A 16,259-nucleotide genomic window follows, 5' to 3' on the forward strand; every position below is an offset into this window, starting at 1 on the left:
GGTCCCCCGTGACCGTCCCCAGGGACCACGTTCCAAGGTCCGGAGACTAGAACGACTGCCGCCCGCTCCGAGCCCCGCACGCGGAAATTGGCACGTACGAGTGACGGTGAACAGAAAAAAGCAGGCCGTGACGGAGTTCCGTCACGGCCTGCTCACGCTCAACTACCGGCGACTCAGGCTTCCTTGGCCCGCAGGCTCTTGGCCTGCACACCGCCCTCGGCGGTCACCGTCTCCACCGTCACGTCGTGCTCGGGCACGGCCTCGCCCGAGCGGATCAGATCGATGCGTCCCATGACCTTGGCGCGCAGGTCGACCGGCACGTCGTCCTGGCCGCAGCAGCGCTTCACCAGCTTCTTGACCGCCTGCTCGAGGCCGTACTTCTCCAGGCACGGGGAGCACTCCTCGAAGTGCGTCTCGAACTTGGTGCAGTCGCTGTCCGGCATCTCGTGGTCCAGGAACTCGTACAGATGGTCCAGGACTTCACTGCAATCCGTCTCGTGCGGCTCTCCGCAGCTCATGAGCCTGAGCCTTTCGCTTCGTTCGACGACTCTGACGCGGCGCCGGCGGGGACGAGGCCGCGGTCACGGGCGTAGTCCTCGAGCATGCCGCGCAGTTGGCGACGGCCGCGGTGCAACCGGGACATCACCGTACCGATGGGTGTCCCCATAATGTCCGCGATCTCCTTGTACGCAAAGCCCTCTACGTCGGCCAGATAGACGGCGATGCGGAATTCCTCGGGGATCGCCTGCAGTGCGGACTTCACGTCCGAATCCGGCAGGTGATCGAGCGCCTGCGACTCGGCCGAGCGCAGACCGGTGGACATGTGCGACTCGGCACGCGCGAGCTGCCAGTCCTCGATCTCCTCGGCGGCGCTGCGCTGGGGCTCGCGCTGCTTCTTGCGGTACGAGTTGATGAACGTGTTGGTGAGGATGCGGTACAGCCACGCCTTGAGGTTGGTGCCCTCACGGAACTGGTGGAACGACGCGTACGCCTTGGCGTAGGTCTCCTGCACCAGGTCCTCCGCGTCCGCCGGGTTGCGCGTCATGCGCAGCGCCGCCGAGTACATCTGGTCGAGGAAGCCCAGGGCGTCCCGCTCGAAGCGGGCCGTGCGCTCCGCCGACGTCTCAGCGCTTCCGTCGGGTCGCTCCGCCTGGCCGTTCTCGGCCCCTGCGTCGGTCCCAGTGACCGGACCCACCTCCTCCAAAGACGTGGCGAGACCAAAGGCAGTCCCACTCGAATCGGAGGATAGACGACGATCCGGTCCCGCCGCCGCTCGAATAGGAGCGGTCTTGGGCGCGCTCAGCACCGTCCACTCCAGGTCAGAGGCGCCGGAGCGGGAAAAAGAAGGTGCCGGGTTCTGCCCGTCCGCAGAAGGGCGGTGGCGGGAGACGGGCGGGCAGATGGTCGAACCCATGCGGCGGACTTCCTCTCGTACCAACAGCGTTTGGCTTCTGTTCGGCACAACAGAGGTCACGCATCCAACATTCCCGTCCACCGCGTGACGCCATCCGTGACGATCGTCATGGCCTCGGCCTCGCCGATGTCCGCGCGCTTGGGAACAGCGAAGCCATGATCGGCGTAGGGAACCTCCACGATTTCGTACGTCCCCCCGGGGAACTCCGCGGGCTTCCCGAAGGGGTCGTTCCCGCCCTGCACGACGAGGGTCGGCACCCCGGCGCCGAGCAGTTCCTCGGCGCGGGACTTCTCCGGCTTGCCCGGCGGGTGCAGGGGGAAGCTGAGAGCCAGTACGGCGACGGCGCCGAGCTCGGTGGCCGTACGGCACGCCACCCGCGCCCCTGCGCTCCGGCCGCCCGCGATCACCGGGAGGCCGGGCTTCGCCAGCGCGGGCCACAGGCCGCGCCATCCCACGTCCAGGGTCTTCGGCGCGGGCGCCAGCTTCTTGCCCGCGACGCGCCAGGGCTGCTCCACGAGGGCGACGGTGACGCCGTGCGCGGGCAGGGCGGCGGCGACGGCCCGCAGGTCACGGGCCTCGATGCCGCCGCCGGCTCCGTGGCTCAGGGCCAGGACCAGGCGCGCCTTGCTCCTCGGCGCGGGATGCCAGGTGATGCGTGCGTCACCCGCGTCGGTCGTTGCGATCTCACTCTTGGTCACAGCGCTCTTGGTCACATCAGAAGAGTGTGCCTTCCTCGGGCCCCTCGAGCTCCTTCAGCAGCTCCGGGCCGTTGTTGCGTACGTTGCTGACCGCCGTCGACACCGGGAAGGCCCGCATCAGGCCGTGCGGCGGCGGCTCCAGGAGCGTGCGCAGGTCCTCGACGTCCGTGCGCGAGGGGTCGAGCCAGGCGTCCCAGCGGTCCGGGGTCAGCATCAGGGGCATCCGCGGGTGGATGTCGTGCAGCGAGCGCGGGCCTTCCTCGGGCGCGACCGCCAGGGGCGCGGTCTCCGCCTCGGTGGTGATCACCGTGCACGTCACCCACCAGGCGAGGGGGTGCTCGTCGGGGAGCGTCTTGTCGCGCCAGAACTCGTAGAGCCCGGCCATCGCGAAGACCGAGCCGTCGGCGGGCGTCACGAAGTAGGGCTGCTTGCGCGGCCGCTTCTTCTTGCCCTCGACCTCCAGATCCCGCTCGGCGGCGGCGGTGACCCACTCGTAGTAGCCGTCGGCCGGGATGACGCAGCGGCGGGTGGCGAAGGCCCGGCGGTAGGACGGCTTCTCGTGCACCGTCTCCGCGCGGGCGTTGATCATCCGGGCGCCGCCCTCGGGCGTCTTCGACCAGGACGGGACGAGTCCCCAATTGAGCGTGCGCAGCTGGCGAACCGGACGCGGGTCCTCGGCGTCTTTCACGGGACGGTCCAGGACCGCGTAGACCTCTTTGGTCGGAGCCACGTTGAAATCCGGGGCCAGCGCCTCTTCCGGCTCCCACTTCTCGATCTCAAAGATTCCTGCGAGATCCTCGGGCCTACGACTCGATGCATACCGTCCGCACATACGTGCCAGACTGCCAGACCCCGTACGACCAGAGGAGTCAGTCCCGACAATGGCTGCAGCAATGGAAAGCACCGCGAACGCCAGCCTGACCGACCTCTGGGACCGGGTCTTCGGCACGCAGGCCGCCCCCGACGAGTGGCTGGTGATCGCCACCGGCGTCGTCGCCCTCGCCGTCGTCCTCCCGCACGGGATCTGGCGGGTCGCCCGCAACGCCATCACCATCGCGCACGAGGGCGGCCACGGCCTGGTCGCCCTGCTCACCGGGCGCCGCCTCGACGGCATCCGGCTGCACTCCGACACCAGCGGCCTCACCGTCTCCCGCGGCAAGCCCACCGGCATAGGCATGATCCTGACCGCCGCGTCGGGCTACACCGCGCCGCCCCTGCTCGGCCTGGCGGGCGCCGCGCTGCTCGCCGCCGACCACATCACCGCTTTCCTGTGGATCGCGACGGCGCTGCTCATCGTGATGCTCGTCATGATCCGGAACGCGTACGGCGCCCTCACGGTCGTCGTCACCGGCGGCACCTTCCTGCTGGTCTCCTGGCTGACCAGCTCGCAGGTGCAGGCGGCTTTCGCGTACGCGGTGGTGTGGTTCCTGCTCCTCGGCGGCGTGCGGCCCGCCTTCGAGCTGCAGTCCAAGCGCAGGCGCGGGGGTGCGGGCGACTCGGACGCGGACCAGCTGTCGCGGCTCACGCACGTCCCCGCGGGGATGTGGCTCTTCCTCTTCCACGCCGTCTCACTGTGCTCGCTGATAGGCGGCGGACGCTGGCTGCTCGGCCTCTGAGCAGCCACGACCCCTCACCTCTCTGCCACTAAAGTGGGGGCATGACCGTAAACCCAGCGCACAGCACCCTCTGGCCAGCCCCGCACGCGAGCGGAGCCGTCGCCGCGACGGTCCATGTGCCCGGGTCCAAATCGGTCACCAACCGCGGTCTCGTCCTGGCCGCCCTCGCCGCCGAGCCCGGCTGGCTGCGCCGGCCGCTGCGCTCCCGCGACACCCTCCTGATGGCGGGCGCCCTGCGCGCGCTCGGCGTCGGCATCGAGGAGGGCGTCGGCCCGGACGGCTCCGGTGAGGCCTGGCGGATCATCCCCTCCGGCCTGCACGGCCCCGCCACGGTCGACGTCGGCAACGCCGGCACGGTCATGCGCTTCCTGCCGCCGGTCGCCGCCCTCGCCGACGGCGCGATCCGCTTCGACGGCGACCCCCGTTCGTACGAGCGTCCGCTGAACGGCGTGATCGACGCCCTGCGCGTGCTCGGCGCCCGCATCGACGACGACAGCCGCGGCGCGCTGCCGCTGACCGTGCACGGCGCGGGCGCGCTGGACGGCGGCCCTGTCGAGATCGACGCCTCCTCGTCCTCCCAGTTCGTGAGCGCCCTGCTGCTCTCGGGCCCGCGCTTCAACCAGGGTGTCGAGGTACGCCACACCGGCTCCGCGCTGCCCTCCATGCCGCACATCCGGATGACCGTCGACATGCTCCGCGCGGTCGGCGCCCAGGTGGACACCCCGGAGTCGGGCGGCGAGCCGAACGTGTGGCGGGTCACCCCCGGCGCCCTGCTCGGCCGCGATCTGACCGTCGAGCCGGACCTCTCCAACGCCCAGCCGTTCCTGGCTGCCGCGCTGGTCACCGGCGGCCGCGTGACCATCCCCGACTGGCCCGCGCACACCACCCAGCCCGGCGACAAGCTGCGGGAGATCTTCACCGAGATGGGCGGTTCCTGCGAACTGACCGAGCAGGGGCTCGTGTTCACCGGCTCAGGATCGGTCCACGGCCTCGACGTCGACCTGAGCGAGGTCGGCGAGCTGACCCCCGGCATCGCGGCCGTCGCGGCCCTCGCCGACTCCCCCTCGACCCTGCGCGGCGTCGCCCACCTGCGGCTGCACGAGACGGACCGCCTGGCGGCCCTCACCAAGGAGATCAACGAACTCGGCGGCGACGTCACCGAGACCGCCGACGGCCTGCACATCCGTCCGCGCCGCCTGCACGGCGGGATCTTCCACACGTACGACGACCACCGCATGGCCACCGCGGGCGCGATCATCGGCCTCGCGGTGGAGGGCGTGCAGATCGAGAACGTCGCGACGACGGCGAAGACGCTGCCGGACTTCCCCGACCTCTGGACCGGAATGCTCGGGAACTGACGGGCGGACCCAGAACATGCGCCGCTACGGAAAGAACCCCGACGAGGACGACATCCGCGTCCGCCCCAACCGCAAGGGCAACCGCCCGCGCACGCACATCAGGCCCAAGCACGAGGACGCCTCCGACGGCATGGTCCTCACCGTCGACCGGGGCCGCCTCACCGTCCTGGTCGACGACCGGGTCGTCATGGCCATGAAGGCCCGCGAACTGGGCCGCAAGGCCGCCGTGGTGGGCGACCGCGTCTCACTCGTCGGGGATCTCTCCGGCAAGAAGGACACCCTCGCGCGCATCGTGCGCATCTCGCCGCGTACGTCGGTCCTGCGGCGCACGGCCGACGACGACGACCCGTACGAGCGGGTGGTCGTCGCCAACGCCGACCAGCTGGCCATCGTCACCGCCCTCGCCGATCCCGAGCCGCGCACGCGCTTGATCGACCGCTGCATCGTGGCGGCGTACGACGGCGGTCTCACGCCGCTCCTCGTCCTGACCAAGTCCGACCTGGCGTCCGCCGACAAGATCCTGGAGACCTACTCCACGCTCGACATGCCCTATGTCGTCACCAGCCGCGAGGAGTTCACCGACGAGGCGGAGCTCGCCCGGGTGCACGAGGTGCTCGACGGCAAGGTCACCGCCTTCGTCGGGCACTCCGGTGTGGGCAAGACGACCCTGGTGAACGCCCTGGTCCCGGAGGAGCGCCGGCGCAGCACCGGGCACGTCAACGCCGTCACGGGCCGCGGCCGCCACACCACCACGTCGGCGCTCGCCCTGCCACTGGCGGACTCGTCCGGCGGCTGGGTGATCGACACGCCCGGCGTGCGTTCCTTCGGCCTGCATCACGTAGACCCGTCCCGCGTCATCCTCGCCTTCCCCGACCTGGTGCCGGGGACGGAGGAGTGCCCGCGCGCGTGCAGCCACGACGAGCCGGACTGCGCCCTTGACGCGTGGGTGGAAGGGGGGCACGCGGATCCCGCGCGGCTCTATTCGCTGCGCAGGCTCCTCGCCACCCGTGAGCGACGCGACGACGACTGACCTCGCCGTTGTTTGCGCCCTGGGCGGAGCGGCAAAGGCATAATCGCACCAGGCCTGAACCAAGGCAGGCGAAGCGGTCACCGAACGTATGGTTGCGGAGGCACAGACATGGCGTGGCTGCTGGTCATCGTCGCGGGATTCCTGGAGACCGGTTTCGCGGTCTGCCTCAAGCTCTCGCACGGCTTCACCCGACTCTGGCCGACGATCACCTTCGCGGCCTTCGCCCTCGGCAGCTTCGGCCTGCTCACGCTCGCGCTGCGCAAGCTGGACGTGGGTCCGGCGTACGCGGTCTGGACGGGCATCGGCGCCGCGGGCACCGCGATCTACGGCATGATCTTCCTCGGTGACGTGGTCTCCACGCTCAAGATCGTCTCCATCTCGCTGGTGATCGCGGGCGTCATCGGCCTGCAGCTTTCGGGCTCCGCGCACTAGAACGCCGCCTCAGGGGTTCAGACGTTGATCCAGCGCCCGAGGGTCCCGCGCACGAGTTCGACGGGATCCTCACCCGCCGGGGAGGGCGCGACGACGTACGACAGCGCCATCCGCACGGCGCTCTCGCAGGCCATGGCCAGCTCCTCCGTGTCCTTCGGCCGCGCCCGGCCGTTCAGCGCGTTCACCGCCTTGTCCCGGACGAGGGCGAGCAGTTCGGCGGGCGAGGGAACACCCGCGTCCGCGCGCCGCTGTGCCGGTACGGGCGACGAGGAGATCCCGGGCCTGGTCGGCGCGGGCAGCCGTTCGCTCCAGCAGCCGGTGAGCATGGCCCGGGCGAGTTCGTTGCCGCGCGCGGCGGTGATCGTCCACGCGCTCACCGCGGCGAGCCGGTCCACAGGACCGCCCTCCACGGCCAACGCGCGCTCCACGCCGTGCAGATAGGCGTCGGTCTCGCGCCGGAGCAGGGCGCGCGCGAGGCCGTCCTTGCTGCCGAACTCGTTGTAGAGGGTCTGCCGGGACACCCCGGCGGTGGCCGCGACGTCGACCATGCGGACGCCGGGCCACGGTCGGCGGGCGAGCGCCGTGTGGGCCGCGTCCAGTAAGGATTCCCGTGCCGCAGGCATCGTCGCCTCCCGGGGCCGAAGCGGCTCTGCGGCCAGAGTTGACGCGCTCGGAAGCGGTGTCAATACTCCCGGCGCGACCTGGCACGGTATGCGTCATGTCCCGGAATGGCCCGGACATACGGCGCTGTGGCTCAGGCACAACGAGATCGATACTGTTCACTCATGCCCGACTACCACGATGATCTGCGTCTTGCCCATGTCCTCGCGGACGCCGCCGACGCCGCGACGATGGACCGGTTCAAGGCTCTCGACCTCAAGGTCGAGACCAAGCCGGACATGACGCCGGTGAGCGAGGCGGACAAAACGGCCGAGGAGCTGATCCGCTCGAACCTGAAGCGGGGGCGGCCGCGCGACGCGATCCTCGGCGAGGAGTTCGGCGTCGAGGGCACGGGCCCGCGCCGCTGGGTGATCGACCCGATCGACGGCACCAAGAACTACGTGCGCGGGGTGCCCGTCTGGGCCACGCTGATCGCCCTGATGGAGGCGGGCGAGGGCGGCTTCCAGCCGGTGGTGGGTGTCGTGTCGGCGCCCGCGCTCGGCCGCCGCTGGTGGGCGGCGAAGGGCGCCGGGGCCTACACCGGGCGCAGCCTGACCTCCGCGACCCGGCTGCACGCCTCGAAGGTCTCGCGGCTCCAGGACGCCTCGTTCGCGTACTCCTCGCTCACGGGCTGGGAGGAGCAGGGCCGCCTCGACGGGTTCATGGACCTCACGCGCGCGGTCTGGCGCACCCGGGGATACGGCGACTTCTGGCCGTACATGATGGTCGCCGAGGGCTCGGTCGACATCTGCGCGGAGCCCGAGCTCTCGCTCTGGGACATGGCGGCGACCGCGATCATCGTGACCGAGGCGGGCGGCACCTTCACCGGCCTCGACGGCACTCCGGGCCCGCACAGCGGCAACGCGGCGGCGTCGAACGGCCTGCTCCACGAGGAACTGCTCGGCTACCTCAACCAGCGCTACTGAGGCGTACGCCCCTCACGTCCGAGGCGCGCGCCCTTTGCGTGTACGCCCTGAACCGGCAGCACGCGCCCCCTTGTTGACTCCCCGCATGGCTGCGACTCTGAGAGTCCCCCCACTTGTGAACTTGTGAACCGCTTCTCTTGCGGTCCACCCAGGAGGTGGCTCAAGCCCATGCTCGTCCGCGACGCCATGAGCACGATGGTCCTGACCATCGGTCCCGCCCACACACTGCGCCAAGCGGCCCGGCTGATGTCGGCGCGCCGCGTCGGCGCGGCCGTCGTCCTCGACGCCGACACCGGCCTAGGAATCCTGACCGAGCGCGACGTCCTCGTCTCGCTGGGCCTCGGCCAGAACCCCGACACCGAGACCGCAGGCACCCACACCACGACCGACGTCGTCTTCGCCGCACCGTCCTGGACCCTGGAGGAGGCGGCCGACGCCATGTCGCACGGCGGCTTCCGGCACCTGATCGTGATGGACGGCAACGAACCGACCGGCATCGTCTCGGTCCGCGACATCATCCGCTGCTGGGCCCCGAGCAGGCAGCCCGCACCCACCCTCACGGCCTGAGCGCCCCCGAAACGGCAGCGGGCCGGACCCCCGAGGGGATCCGGCCCGCCTTTTCCCTACGACAAGCGGTCTCAGCCGCGCAGGGCCTGGACCGCGGCCTCCAGACGCTTGCCGAAGTCACCGTCCGCCTGACGGAAGTTGTTGATCCCGCGGTCCACGATGTCCTCGCGTGAGACCTTGGCGAGGAAACCCGCCAGGTTGTCGACCAGGCGGCCCTTCTCGTCCTCGGACATCAGGCGGTAGAGGTTGCCCGCCTGCACGAAGTCGTTGTCCTCGGCGTGCCGGGGCGTCTCGTGGTTGCCGGTGGCGCCGGTGACGGGGACGGGCTGCCACAGCGCCCGGTCCGTCTGGAAGGGACCGCCGAAGCTGTTCGGCTCGTAGTTCTTCGTACCCTTGTGGCGGCCGTCGTACAGCGCGCCGTCACGCGAGTGGGTGCGTGCCTCGGTGGCGTGCGGGCGGTTCACCGGCAGGTGGTCGGCGTTGATGCCGACGCGGTAGCGGTGGGCGTCGCCGTACGCGAAGAGGCGGCCCTGGAGCATCTTGTCCGGGGACGGCCCGATGCCGGGCACGAAGTGGGCGGGCGAGAAGATGCTCTGCTCGACCTCCGCGAAGACGTTCTCCGGGTTGCGGTTGAGCTCCAGCTTGCCGATCTCGATCGGCGGGTAGTCCGCGTGCGGCCACACCTTGGTGAGGTCGAACGGGTTGAAGCGGTACGTGGCCGCGTCCGCCGCGGGCATGATCTGCACCTGCACGGTCCAGGACGGGAACTCGCCGCGCTCGATCGACTGGCGCAGGTCGCGCTGGTGGGAGTCGGGGTCCTCACCGGCGAGCTTGTTGGCCTCGTCCTGCGTGAGGTTCTTGATGCCCTGGTCGGTCTTGAAGTGGTACTTGACCCAGAAGACCTCGCCGGCCTCGTTGTTCCACTGGAACGTGTGCGAGCCGAAGCCGTCCATGTGGCGGTACGAGGCGGGGATGCCGCGGTCGCCGAAGAGCCAGGTCACCTGGTGGGTGCTCTCCGGGCTGAGACCCCAGAAGTCCCAGACGTTGTCCGCCTCCTGCGAGCCCGTGTACGGGTCGCGCTTCTGGGTGTGGATGAAGTCGGGGAACTTGATGGCGTCCCGGATGAAGAAGACCGGCGTGTTGTTGCCGACGAGGTCGTAGTTGCCCTCCTCGGTGTAGAACTTCAGCGCCCAGCCGCGCGGGTCGCGCACCGCGTCGGCCGCGCCGAGGTTGCCGGCGACGGTGGAGAAGCGCAGGAACGTCTCGGTCTGCTTGCCGACCTCGGAGAGGAACTTGGCGCGCGTCCACTGCGAGACGTCACGGGTGAGCGTGAAGGTGCCATACGCACCCGCGCCCCGGGCGTGCACGACGCGCTCCGGGATGCGCTCGCGGTTGAAGTGAGCGAGCTTCTCGAGCAGGAGCTGGTCCTGGACGAGGACCGGTCCGCCGAGGCCCGCGGTCTCGCTTTGCTGGTTGTCGGCGACCGGCGCTCCGGCCTCCGTGGTGAGCGGTCCCTGCGTCACGTGCGCCTCCTGCGTCATTTCCTGCAAGTCCTGTCCCTTGGCGTTGCCCTTGGCCCAAGCCGTGTCCTTGGCTTCTGCCGAACTCGATCCTACGATAGACATTGTCTAAGTCAAGTAAGCATCCAAAGTCACACCTCGTCGGGACTTAGGCTTCCCACCTGTTAGGCTGGTTCTCATGAGCGACCTGTTGGAACGACTGCGCGGACGCGGCTGGCGCATGACCGCGCAGCGGCGCGTCGTGGCCGAGGTCCTCGACGGGGACCACGTCCACCTGACGGCGGACGAGGTGCACGCCCGCGCCGTCGGCAAGCTGCCCGAGATCTCCCGAGCGACCGTCTACAACACCCTGGGCGAGCTGGTGACCCTCGGCGAGGTCATCGAGGTCTCGACGGACCGCCGGGCCAAGCGGTACGACCCGAACGCCCACCGCCCCCACCAGCACCTGGTGTGCGCGCAGTGCGGCACGATCCGCGACGTCCACCCCACGGGCAACCCGCTGAGCAGCCTCCCCGACTCGGAGCGCTTCGGCTTCACGGTCGAGGGCGCGGACGTCACGTACCGAGGCACGTGCCCTGGCTGCGCGGCGGGATAGCGCTTCTCCTCCGTACGTACGTGAAGGCCCCCGGAGTCCGATGACACCGGGGGCCTTCGCGTGCCCTGCGGGCGCATGATTCGCGCCGACCTCTTCCGGAAACTGACGGTGCGTCATATCGTCGGCGGGCCCAAATATCCGCCCGTCCTCCGCAAGGAGACCCCGTGGGAGACCCGCACCCGAAACTAGAAGCCCACGCAGTGACAAGAACGTTCGGCCGCGGCGCCAAGGCCGTGGACGCTCTGGGCCCGGTGGACCTCACCGTCGCCCCGGGCGAATTCACCTGCATCGTCGGCCCCTCCGGCTGCGGAAAGTCGACCCTGCTCCGCATAGCCGCAGGCTTGCTGCGGCCGAGCCAGGGACAGCTGACGATCCGCACCGCGGACCCGCGCCCCGCCGCGATGATCTTCCAGGACTACGGCATCTACGACTGGAAGACCGTCCAGGCCAACGTCCGCTTCGGCCTGGACATCCAGCGCGTACCGCGAAAGGAAGCAAACGCCCGCGCCACGGACTGGCTGACCCGCCTGGGCCTTGCCGACTTCGCCGACGCCTACCCCGCCACCCTCTCCGGCGGCATGCGCCAACGCGTGGCCATCGCCCGCGCCCTGGCCGTCGAGCCCGAGATCCTGCTGATGGACGAGCCGTTCGCGGCCCTGGACGCCCAGCTCCGCACGATCCTCCAGGACGAGCTCCTCGACCTCACGCAGACCACCCGCACCACCACCCTCTTCATCACCCACAGCCTCGAAGAGGCGATCGTGCTCGGCGACCGCGTCCTGGTCATGTCCGCCCGGCCGGGCCGCATCATCGCCGAACACCGCCCGCCGTTCCCCAGGCCCCGCACCGGCGACGTACGTGCGACGCCTGAGTTCACCGCCCTCAAGGGCGAGTTGTGGGACCTGCTGCGCGGCGAGGTGGTCCGCGACGACTCGCCGGGCGCACGGGACGAGGCGGTCCCGGCATGACGACGACCACCCCACGCAAGGCGGCCGGCCCCGAGGACGGCGTGCTCGTCCGCAGGCCGGGCCCCCAGGAACTGCACCCCGCCCGCACCCACCGCAGGCGCCGCACCCTGGAGACCGGCCTCGCCGTGGCCGCCCCCCTCGCCCTGCTCCTCCTGTGGCAGCTCGCCGCCACCCAGGCCTGGATCGACGACCGCGTCTACCCCGCTCCCCAGACCATCCTGGAGGACGGCTGGGAGCGCGCGGCGGACGGCGACCTGTGGCCCGACGTCCGGGCCACGCTCAAGCGCGTGCTCGCCGGTTACGCGATCGGCACGGTCACCGGCTACGTGCTCGGCCTCCTCATGGGCTCGCTCTCGCTCGTGCGCGCGGCACTCGAACCGCTCCTGGACGCGCTGTACGTCGTACCGAAGCTGGCCCTGCTGCCCGTCTTCCTGAACATGTTCGGCCTCGGGGAGGGCCCGCAGATCGCGCTGGTGGCGGCCACCGTCTTCTTCTTCGTCTGGATCTCGACGATGGCGGCGGTGCTCGCCGTGCCCTCGGGGCACCGCGACGCGGGCCAGGTCTTCGGGGCGTCACCGTGGCAGATGTTCCGCCACGTCCTGCTGCCCGCCTCGCTGCCCGCCGTGCTCGTGGGCGCGCGCATCGCGGCGGGCGTCGCGGTCCTGGTGATCGTGGCATCCGAGCAGATCGCGGCGTCGAACGGCCTCGGCCACCTGATCTTCGACTCCCGCGCGCTGTTCCAGAACGACGTGATGTTCGTCGGCATCGTCTGCGTCGCCGTGCTCGGCGTCGTCTTCTCCGAACTGGTGCGGATCGCGGGCAGGTTGCTCACCCCGTGGGCCCCGCGCGACCGCGGCAGAAGCCAGTCATGAACCAGTCGTACGCGTACGGAGGCTCCATGCACACCCGCACCCGGTTCTCCGCCCTGGCCCTCCTCGTCGCGAGCTCGCTGCTCGCCTCCGCGGGCTGCGCGAAGGAGGACGACACCCCGGACTCGGCAACACCCGCGAAGCCCCGCGCCGTCAAGGCGGTCCCCGGCTGTGGCAAGGGCAGCTGGACGGACCCGTCCGACCTGGCCGTGGACCGCGCGCCCGCACGCTGCGACAAGGGCGCCCCGGCACCGCGGCCACTGTCGAAGGAACGCGACCTCACCATCGCCACGGGCACGCTCAGCGCCGAGTACGTCGCTCCCCTGCAAATGGCCGTGCAGAAGGGCGAGTTCAAGAAGGAGGGCCTGAACGTCCAGCTCAAGGTGCTTCCGACCCCCGACGCACTCCCCCTCCTCGCCAAGGGGGACATCGACGCCCAGTGGGCCGCCCCCGAGGCCGCCGTCATGAATGGCATCACGGGCGGCTTCACCATCAAGTGGGCGGCCGGGAACTTCTCCCCCGATCCGAAGTCCAGGAGCGGGCTCTGGGTGAAGCTGAAGAAGGGCGAGAGCGCGGACCACGTCCCGATGGCGGGCCGCAAGCTCGGCACCATGATCGGCAAGGGGTCGGTCATCTCGTACCCCATGGGCAAGGCGCTGAAGAAGCACGGCGGCGGCCTCGACAAGATCCAGTTCCAGCAGCTGGGTTCGGCGGACGTCCTGACGGCCCTCCAGAACGGCGGCACCGACTCCGCCTGGCTCCTCGACCCGGTCTGGCGCAAGGTCGACGGCGACGAGCGGTACGCCTTCCTCGGCGGCCAGCCCCAGGGCGAACCGCTCGGCGGTCTCCTCTTCGGCCCCCGTCTCCTGACCGAGGACCCGGACGCGGGCGTCGCGCTGCTGCGCGCGTACATCAGGACCGTGAACACCTATTTCGCCGGTGACTACAAGGCGGACAAGACCTTCGTGGCCGACCTCGCGAAGCTCTTGAAGATCGACGAAGCGGTCCTGAGGTCGACTCCGTCACTGCGCATGGACTGGGAGATCCGGGCCGGCACGACGGACCGGCTCCAGGCGGCGTACGAAGCCGCGGGCGTCGCCGAGGGCGAGAAGGTCCCGGAGGGGAAGGCGGTGGACCGCAGGCTGTACGAGGAGGCGGTGGGCCACAAACGGCCTTGATCAAGCGCCCCGGACACACCAGAGGCCGGGAAGCTGATGCTTCCCGGCCTCTGGCCTTTAGTAGCGGGGACAGGATTTGAACCTGCGACCTCTGGGTTATGAGCCCAGCGAGCTACCGAGCTGCTCCACCCCGCGCCGTTGTGTTGCAACCGTACGTCAAGGGCGACGACCAGCGCAAATCCGTTCCGTGCGCTGGTGTGGGCAGGCGTTCCGCAGGGCGCAACGGGTGGGCACAGCCCACCCTCGGACTGCACCCGCCGAACGACTCCGAGTCACGACAGGCGCAGGCGCAGGGCACAAGCAGGGGGCTAAGCGGTCAGCTCCTGCTGAAGCGCTTCGCGCAAGCGAGCGGCTCGCTCGCTAACCTCAGCAGGCCCAAGCTCCACGGCACGTGAAGCCCAACGCTGCCCCTCGACCAGCTGCCCGCGCCGAGCGTAGAGCAGCGCGAGCCTGAGCGCGGCCCGCCCGTGCCCCGCGTCAGCGGCCCGCGTCCACCAGAGCGCCGCCTCCGGCTCACTGCCCTCGCGGGCCAGCAGCAGCCCCAGGTTGAACGCGCCGTTCCGGCTGCCGGCGTCCGCCGCGAGGCGGTACCACCGTGCCGCCTCGACGACATCCCCGCGCCCCGCGGCCAGCATCCCGACCCGGACCTGAGCACGCCGGTGCCCCTGCTGGGCCGCCCGCTCGTACCACTCCTCGCACTCGGTCTTCTCCGCGGCGGGCTCTCCGAGCGCCGGTGGCCCCGCGGCGGACCGCCGGGCGTCGAGCACCGTGCCGAGGCGGTACGCCGCCTCCGCGCTGCCGCCGCCCGCCGCGCACCGCAGATGCCGCTCGGCCTCCTGCTCGTCGCCCTCCCGCAGTCGCGCGGTGCCGACCTGGAGCGCGGCCTCGGTGTGCCCGGCGGCCGCCGCACGCTCGTACCAGGGCAGGGCGGAGTCGTCGTCGTCACGGGACGCGTACAGAATCCCGAGGTTGAAGGCCGCGTCCACGCTGCCCGCCTCTGCGGCCTTGGAGAACCACGGCTCGGCGCCCGCCGCGTCGCCGCCCTGGAGCAGCAGCACGGCGAGCGCGTTGGCGGCCTCGCGGTGACCGGCGTACGCGGCGCGCCTGTACCACTGGTCGGCCTGCGCGGTCCGCCCCTGCTCGGCGCAGAGCAGACCGAGGTTGTACGCGCCGTTCACGTCGCCCGCGTCCATGGCGGCCCTGTACCAGCGCTCGGCGGTCTGGGTCTCGCCCCGCTCGGCGTGCAGCGCGCCCAGGGCGTTCGCGGCGTTCCCGTCGCCGTCCTGGGCCGCTTTCAGCCACCAGACGGCGGCGCTCTCCTCGTCGCCCGCGTCACGCAGCAGGAAGCCGAGGGCGCAGGCGGCACGCGCCTCCCCGTCCTTCGCGGAGTTCAGGTACCAGCGCCCGGCCTCCTTCAGCTCGCCGCGCTGCTCCAGGATCGCGCCGAGGTGCAGCGCGGCCCGCCGGTGACCGCGCGCGGCGGCCTGGCGATACCACTGCTCTGCCTCGGCGGCAGCGGAACGTGCCCCTTTGACGTCGGCCTTCGCGGTGGCCTTGCCGTCCGTGCGCTCGGCGGTGGCCCGCCGGTCGAGGGCGCGGGCGATGCGGTACGCGGCCTCGCGGTGACCACGCTCGGCCGAGGCCCGCATCCAGCGCTCGGCGCCCACGTCACCGCGGTGCTCGAGAAGATCGGCGAGGGCGTACGCGCCCAAGGCGTGGCCCTGCTCGGCGGACTGCCGCAGCCAGTACTCCGCGGCGGGCTCGTCGCCGCGCTCACGGTGGTGGCGCCCGAGCGCGTGCGCGGCAGCGGCGGAACCGGCCACGGCGGCGACCCGCCACCAGCCGGCCGCCTCGTCGGCGTACCCGCGCTGGTGGAGGAGGACACCGAGGTTGTTGGCCGCGGCACGGTCGCCCTCGGCGGTCGCGGCGCGCAGCATGGACTCGGCCCCGTCGAGATCACCGCGGCGCAGCAGAAGGCTTCCCAGGACGCTCATCGCGTCGACATCCCCGGCCTCGGCGGCCAGCCGATGGCGCATCTCTTCGGCGACCGTCCCGGGATCGTCCCGGTCGGCCGCCTGCACAAACCGCCCTGTATCCAACAGAGTTGCCTTGTCCCCCATAACGTCCATCGTCGCACCACCTGCAACCTGGGTACACCTGGTATACCGCAGCCAGTGAGGTCACTTCAGCGTTTTGTCGACATGCCCACAGGGAGACAAGTCAAACACAGATGTGCCAACTCCCCCCGGGCGGAGCACGGTTCGCACAGACCAGCGCACGACGCCACGGACCCCACGCACACACGACGAAGGCCCGGATCCGATAAGGATCCGGGCCTCTGTCTTTAGTAGCGGGGACAGGATTTGAACCTGCGACCTCTGGGTTATGAGCCCAGCGAGCTACCGAGCTGCTCCACCCCGCGCCGTTG

The 16,259-nt window shown here is 70.6% G+C and carries 17 protein-coding genes and 2 tRNA genes; 10 read left to right on the forward strand and 9 right to left on the reverse strand.

All coding sequences use genetic code 11. The features are described from left to right. Positions 1 to 173: 173 nt before the first annotated feature. From rsrA to ACWD02_RS08940, 4 genes are all read right to left on the reverse strand, one after another. The gene (rsrA, locus tag ACWD02_RS08925) at positions 174 to 518 is read right to left on the reverse strand and encodes a mycothiol system anti-sigma-R factor (protein WP_451206386.1); all 345 of its coding nucleotides are present in this window, start codon (positions 516 to 518) and stop codon (positions 174 to 176) included. Further along, a complete protein-coding gene (locus ACWD02_RS08930) occupies positions 515 to 1,195 on the reverse strand; it encodes a sigma-70 family RNA polymerase sigma factor (protein ID WP_336605886.1) in 681 nt (226 codons plus the stop codon). The genes rsrA and ACWD02_RS08930 overlap by 4 nt, the downstream gene beginning before the upstream one ends. 275 nt (positions 1,196 to 1,470) lie before the next feature. After that, the gene (locus ACWD02_RS08935) at positions 1,471 to 2,127 is read right to left on the reverse strand and encodes an alpha/beta hydrolase family protein (protein WP_451206390.1); all 657 of its coding nucleotides are present in this window, start codon (positions 2,125 to 2,127) and stop codon (positions 1,471 to 1,473) included. Position 2,128: 1 nt separating this feature from the next. Beyond that, positions 2,129 to 2,944, reverse strand: a complete 816-nt coding sequence (locus ACWD02_RS08940) for an SOS response-associated peptidase (RefSeq protein ID WP_451206393.1) — start codon at positions 2,942 to 2,944, stop codon at positions 2,129 to 2,131. Positions 2,945 to 3,005: 61 nt separating this feature from the next. Between ACWD02_RS08940 and ACWD02_RS08945 the strand changes: the two genes are divergently transcribed. The 4 genes from ACWD02_RS08945 (at position 3,006) to ACWD02_RS08960 (ending at position 6,548) form a co-directional block, all read left to right on the forward strand. Further along, positions 3,006 to 3,728 (forward strand): M50 family metallopeptidase, encoded by a 723-nt coding sequence (locus ACWD02_RS08945; protein ID WP_451206396.1) that lies wholly within the window; start codon positions 3,006 to 3,008, stop codon positions 3,726 to 3,728. A gap of 41 nt (positions 3,729 to 3,769) precedes the next feature. Further along, positions 3,770 to 5,086 (forward strand): 3-phosphoshikimate 1-carboxyvinyltransferase, encoded by a 1,317-nt coding sequence (aroA, locus tag ACWD02_RS08950; RefSeq protein WP_451206399.1) that lies wholly within the window; start codon positions 3,770 to 3,772, stop codon positions 5,084 to 5,086. A 16-nt stretch (positions 5,087 to 5,102) separates the two neighbouring features. Beyond that, entirely contained in the window at positions 5,103 to 6,116 is a 1,014-nt protein-coding gene (gene rsgA / locus ACWD02_RS08955) for a ribosome small subunit-dependent GTPase A (protein WP_451206403.1), read from the forward strand. Between the two features lie 108 nt (positions 6,117 to 6,224). Beyond that, positions 6,225 to 6,548, forward strand: coding sequence for a DMT family transporter (locus ACWD02_RS08960; RefSeq protein WP_344525002.1), 324 nt, complete (start codon positions 6,225 to 6,227; stop codon positions 6,546 to 6,548). Positions 6,549 to 6,565: 17 nt separating this feature from the next. Here ACWD02_RS08960 and ACWD02_RS08965 read toward each other — a convergent pair whose 3' ends face one another. Beyond that, complete coding sequence (locus ACWD02_RS08965) at positions 6,566 to 7,171, reverse strand: TetR/AcrR family transcriptional regulator (RefSeq protein ID WP_451206406.1); 606 nt, start codon at positions 7,169 to 7,171, stop codon at positions 6,566 to 6,568. Between the two features lie 162 nt (positions 7,172 to 7,333). On the opposite strand from ACWD02_RS08965, the gene hisN reads away from it, so the two are divergent. Together hisN and ACWD02_RS08975 are read left to right on the forward strand one after the other, a co-directional pair. Continuing rightward, complete coding sequence (hisN, locus tag ACWD02_RS08970; protein WP_451206409.1) at positions 7,334 to 8,134, forward strand: histidinol-phosphatase; 801 nt, start codon at positions 7,334 to 7,336, stop codon at positions 8,132 to 8,134. Positions 8,135 to 8,302: 168 nt separating this feature from the next. Continuing rightward, complete coding sequence (locus ACWD02_RS08975) at positions 8,303 to 8,701, forward strand: CBS domain-containing protein (RefSeq protein WP_451206412.1); 399 nt, start codon at positions 8,303 to 8,305, stop codon at positions 8,699 to 8,701. A gap of 71 nt (positions 8,702 to 8,772) precedes the next feature. Here the strand turns inward: ACWD02_RS08975 and ACWD02_RS08980 are convergent, their stop codons facing one another. Continuing rightward, a complete protein-coding gene (locus ACWD02_RS08980; RefSeq protein WP_451207432.1) occupies positions 8,773 to 10,242 on the reverse strand; it encodes a catalase in 1,470 nt (489 codons plus the stop codon). A gap of 157 nt (positions 10,243 to 10,399) precedes the next feature. Between ACWD02_RS08980 and ACWD02_RS08985 the strand changes: the two genes are divergently transcribed. The 4 genes from ACWD02_RS08985 (at position 10,400) to ACWD02_RS09000 (ending at position 13,831) form a co-directional block, all read left to right on the forward strand. Continuing rightward, positions 10,400 to 10,816, forward strand: coding sequence for a Fur family transcriptional regulator (locus tag ACWD02_RS08985; RefSeq protein ID WP_451206415.1), 417 nt, complete (start codon positions 10,400 to 10,402; stop codon positions 10,814 to 10,816). Between the two features lie 164 nt (positions 10,817 to 10,980). After that, the gene (locus tag ACWD02_RS08990) at positions 10,981 to 11,784 is read left to right on the forward strand and encodes an ABC transporter ATP-binding protein (protein WP_451206417.1); all 804 of its coding nucleotides are present in this window, start codon (positions 10,981 to 10,983) and stop codon (positions 11,782 to 11,784) included. Beyond that, positions 11,781 to 12,656 carry an ABC transporter permease gene (locus ACWD02_RS08995; RefSeq protein ID WP_451206420.1) on the forward strand — a complete coding sequence of 292 codons (876 nt, stop codon included), beginning with the start codon at positions 11,781 to 11,783 and terminating at the stop codon, positions 12,654 to 12,656. The genes ACWD02_RS08990 and ACWD02_RS08995 overlap by 4 nt, the downstream gene beginning before the upstream one ends. Before the next feature lie 26 nt (positions 12,657 to 12,682). Further along, positions 12,683 to 13,831, forward strand: coding sequence for an ABC transporter substrate-binding protein (locus ACWD02_RS09000; protein WP_451207435.1), 1,149 nt, complete (start codon positions 12,683 to 12,685; stop codon positions 13,829 to 13,831). 61 nt (positions 13,832 to 13,892) lie between these two features. On the opposite strand, the gene ACWD02_RS09005 is transcribed toward ACWD02_RS09000, so the two are convergent. The 3 genes from ACWD02_RS09005 to ACWD02_RS09015 all read right to left on the reverse strand — a co-directional run bounded on the left by ACWD02_RS09005 (position 13,893) and on the right by ACWD02_RS09015 (position 16,253). Continuing rightward, positions 13,893 to 13,966: transfer RNA gene (locus tag ACWD02_RS09005), tRNA-Met, on the reverse strand. A 173-nt stretch (positions 13,967 to 14,139) separates the two neighbouring features. Continuing rightward, entirely contained in the window at positions 14,140 to 15,960 is a 1,821-nt protein-coding gene (locus tag ACWD02_RS09010; RefSeq protein ID WP_451206422.1) for a sel1 repeat family protein, read from the reverse strand. A 219-nt stretch (positions 15,961 to 16,179) separates the two neighbouring features. Then, positions 16,180 to 16,253 (reverse strand) — tRNA-Met (locus ACWD02_RS09015). Between the last annotated feature and the right edge of the window lie 6 nt (positions 16,254 to 16,259).

The organism is Streptomyces sp. NPDC002853, assembly GCF_053591915.1.

Excerpts from the sequence above, each read along its gene's own strand:
- rsrA (WP_451206386.1), bottom strand. The coding sequence starts at position 518 with ATGAGCTGCGGAGAGCCGCACGAGACGGATTGCAGTGAAGTCCTGGAC.
- ACWD02_RS08940 (WP_451206393.1), bottom strand. The coding sequence starts at position 2,944 with ATGTGCGGACGGTATGCATCGAGTCGTAGGCCCGAGGATCTCGCAGGA.
- ACWD02_RS08945 (WP_451206396.1), top strand. The coding sequence starts at position 3,006 with ATGGAAAGCACCGCGAACGCCAGCCTGACCGACCTCTGGGACCGGGTC.
- aroA (WP_451206399.1), top strand. The coding sequence starts at position 3,770 with ATGACCGTAAACCCAGCGCACAGCACCCTCTGGCCAGCCCCGCACGCG.
- rsgA (WP_451206403.1), top strand. The coding sequence starts at position 5,103 with ATGCGCCGCTACGGAAAGAACCCCGACGAGGACGACATCCGCGTCCGC.
- ACWD02_RS08960 (WP_344525002.1), top strand. The coding sequence starts at position 6,225 with ATGGCGTGGCTGCTGGTCATCGTCGCGGGATTCCTGGAGACCGGTTTC.
- ACWD02_RS08965 (WP_451206406.1), bottom strand. The coding sequence starts at position 7,171 with ATGCCTGCGGCACGGGAATCCTTACTGGACGCGGCCCACACGGCGCTC.
- hisN (WP_451206409.1), top strand. The coding sequence starts at position 7,334 with ATGCCCGACTACCACGATGATCTGCGTCTTGCCCATGTCCTCGCGGAC.
- ACWD02_RS08975 (WP_451206412.1), top strand. The coding sequence starts at position 8,303 with ATGCTCGTCCGCGACGCCATGAGCACGATGGTCCTGACCATCGGTCCC.
- ACWD02_RS08980 (WP_451207432.1), bottom strand. The coding sequence starts at position 10,242 with ATGACGCAGGAGGCGCACGTGACGCAGGGACCGCTCACCACGGAGGCC.
- ACWD02_RS08985 (WP_451206415.1), top strand. The coding sequence starts at position 10,400 with ATGAGCGACCTGTTGGAACGACTGCGCGGACGCGGCTGGCGCATGACC.
- ACWD02_RS08995 (WP_451206420.1), top strand. The coding sequence starts at position 11,781 with ATGACGACGACCACCCCACGCAAGGCGGCCGGCCCCGAGGACGGCGTG.
- ACWD02_RS09000 (WP_451207435.1), top strand. The coding sequence starts at position 12,683 with ATGCACACCCGCACCCGGTTCTCCGCCCTGGCCCTCCTCGTCGCGAGC.
- ACWD02_RS09010 (WP_451206422.1), bottom strand. The coding sequence starts at position 15,960 with ATGGACGTTATGGGGGACAAGGCAACTCTGTTGGATACAGGGCGGTTT.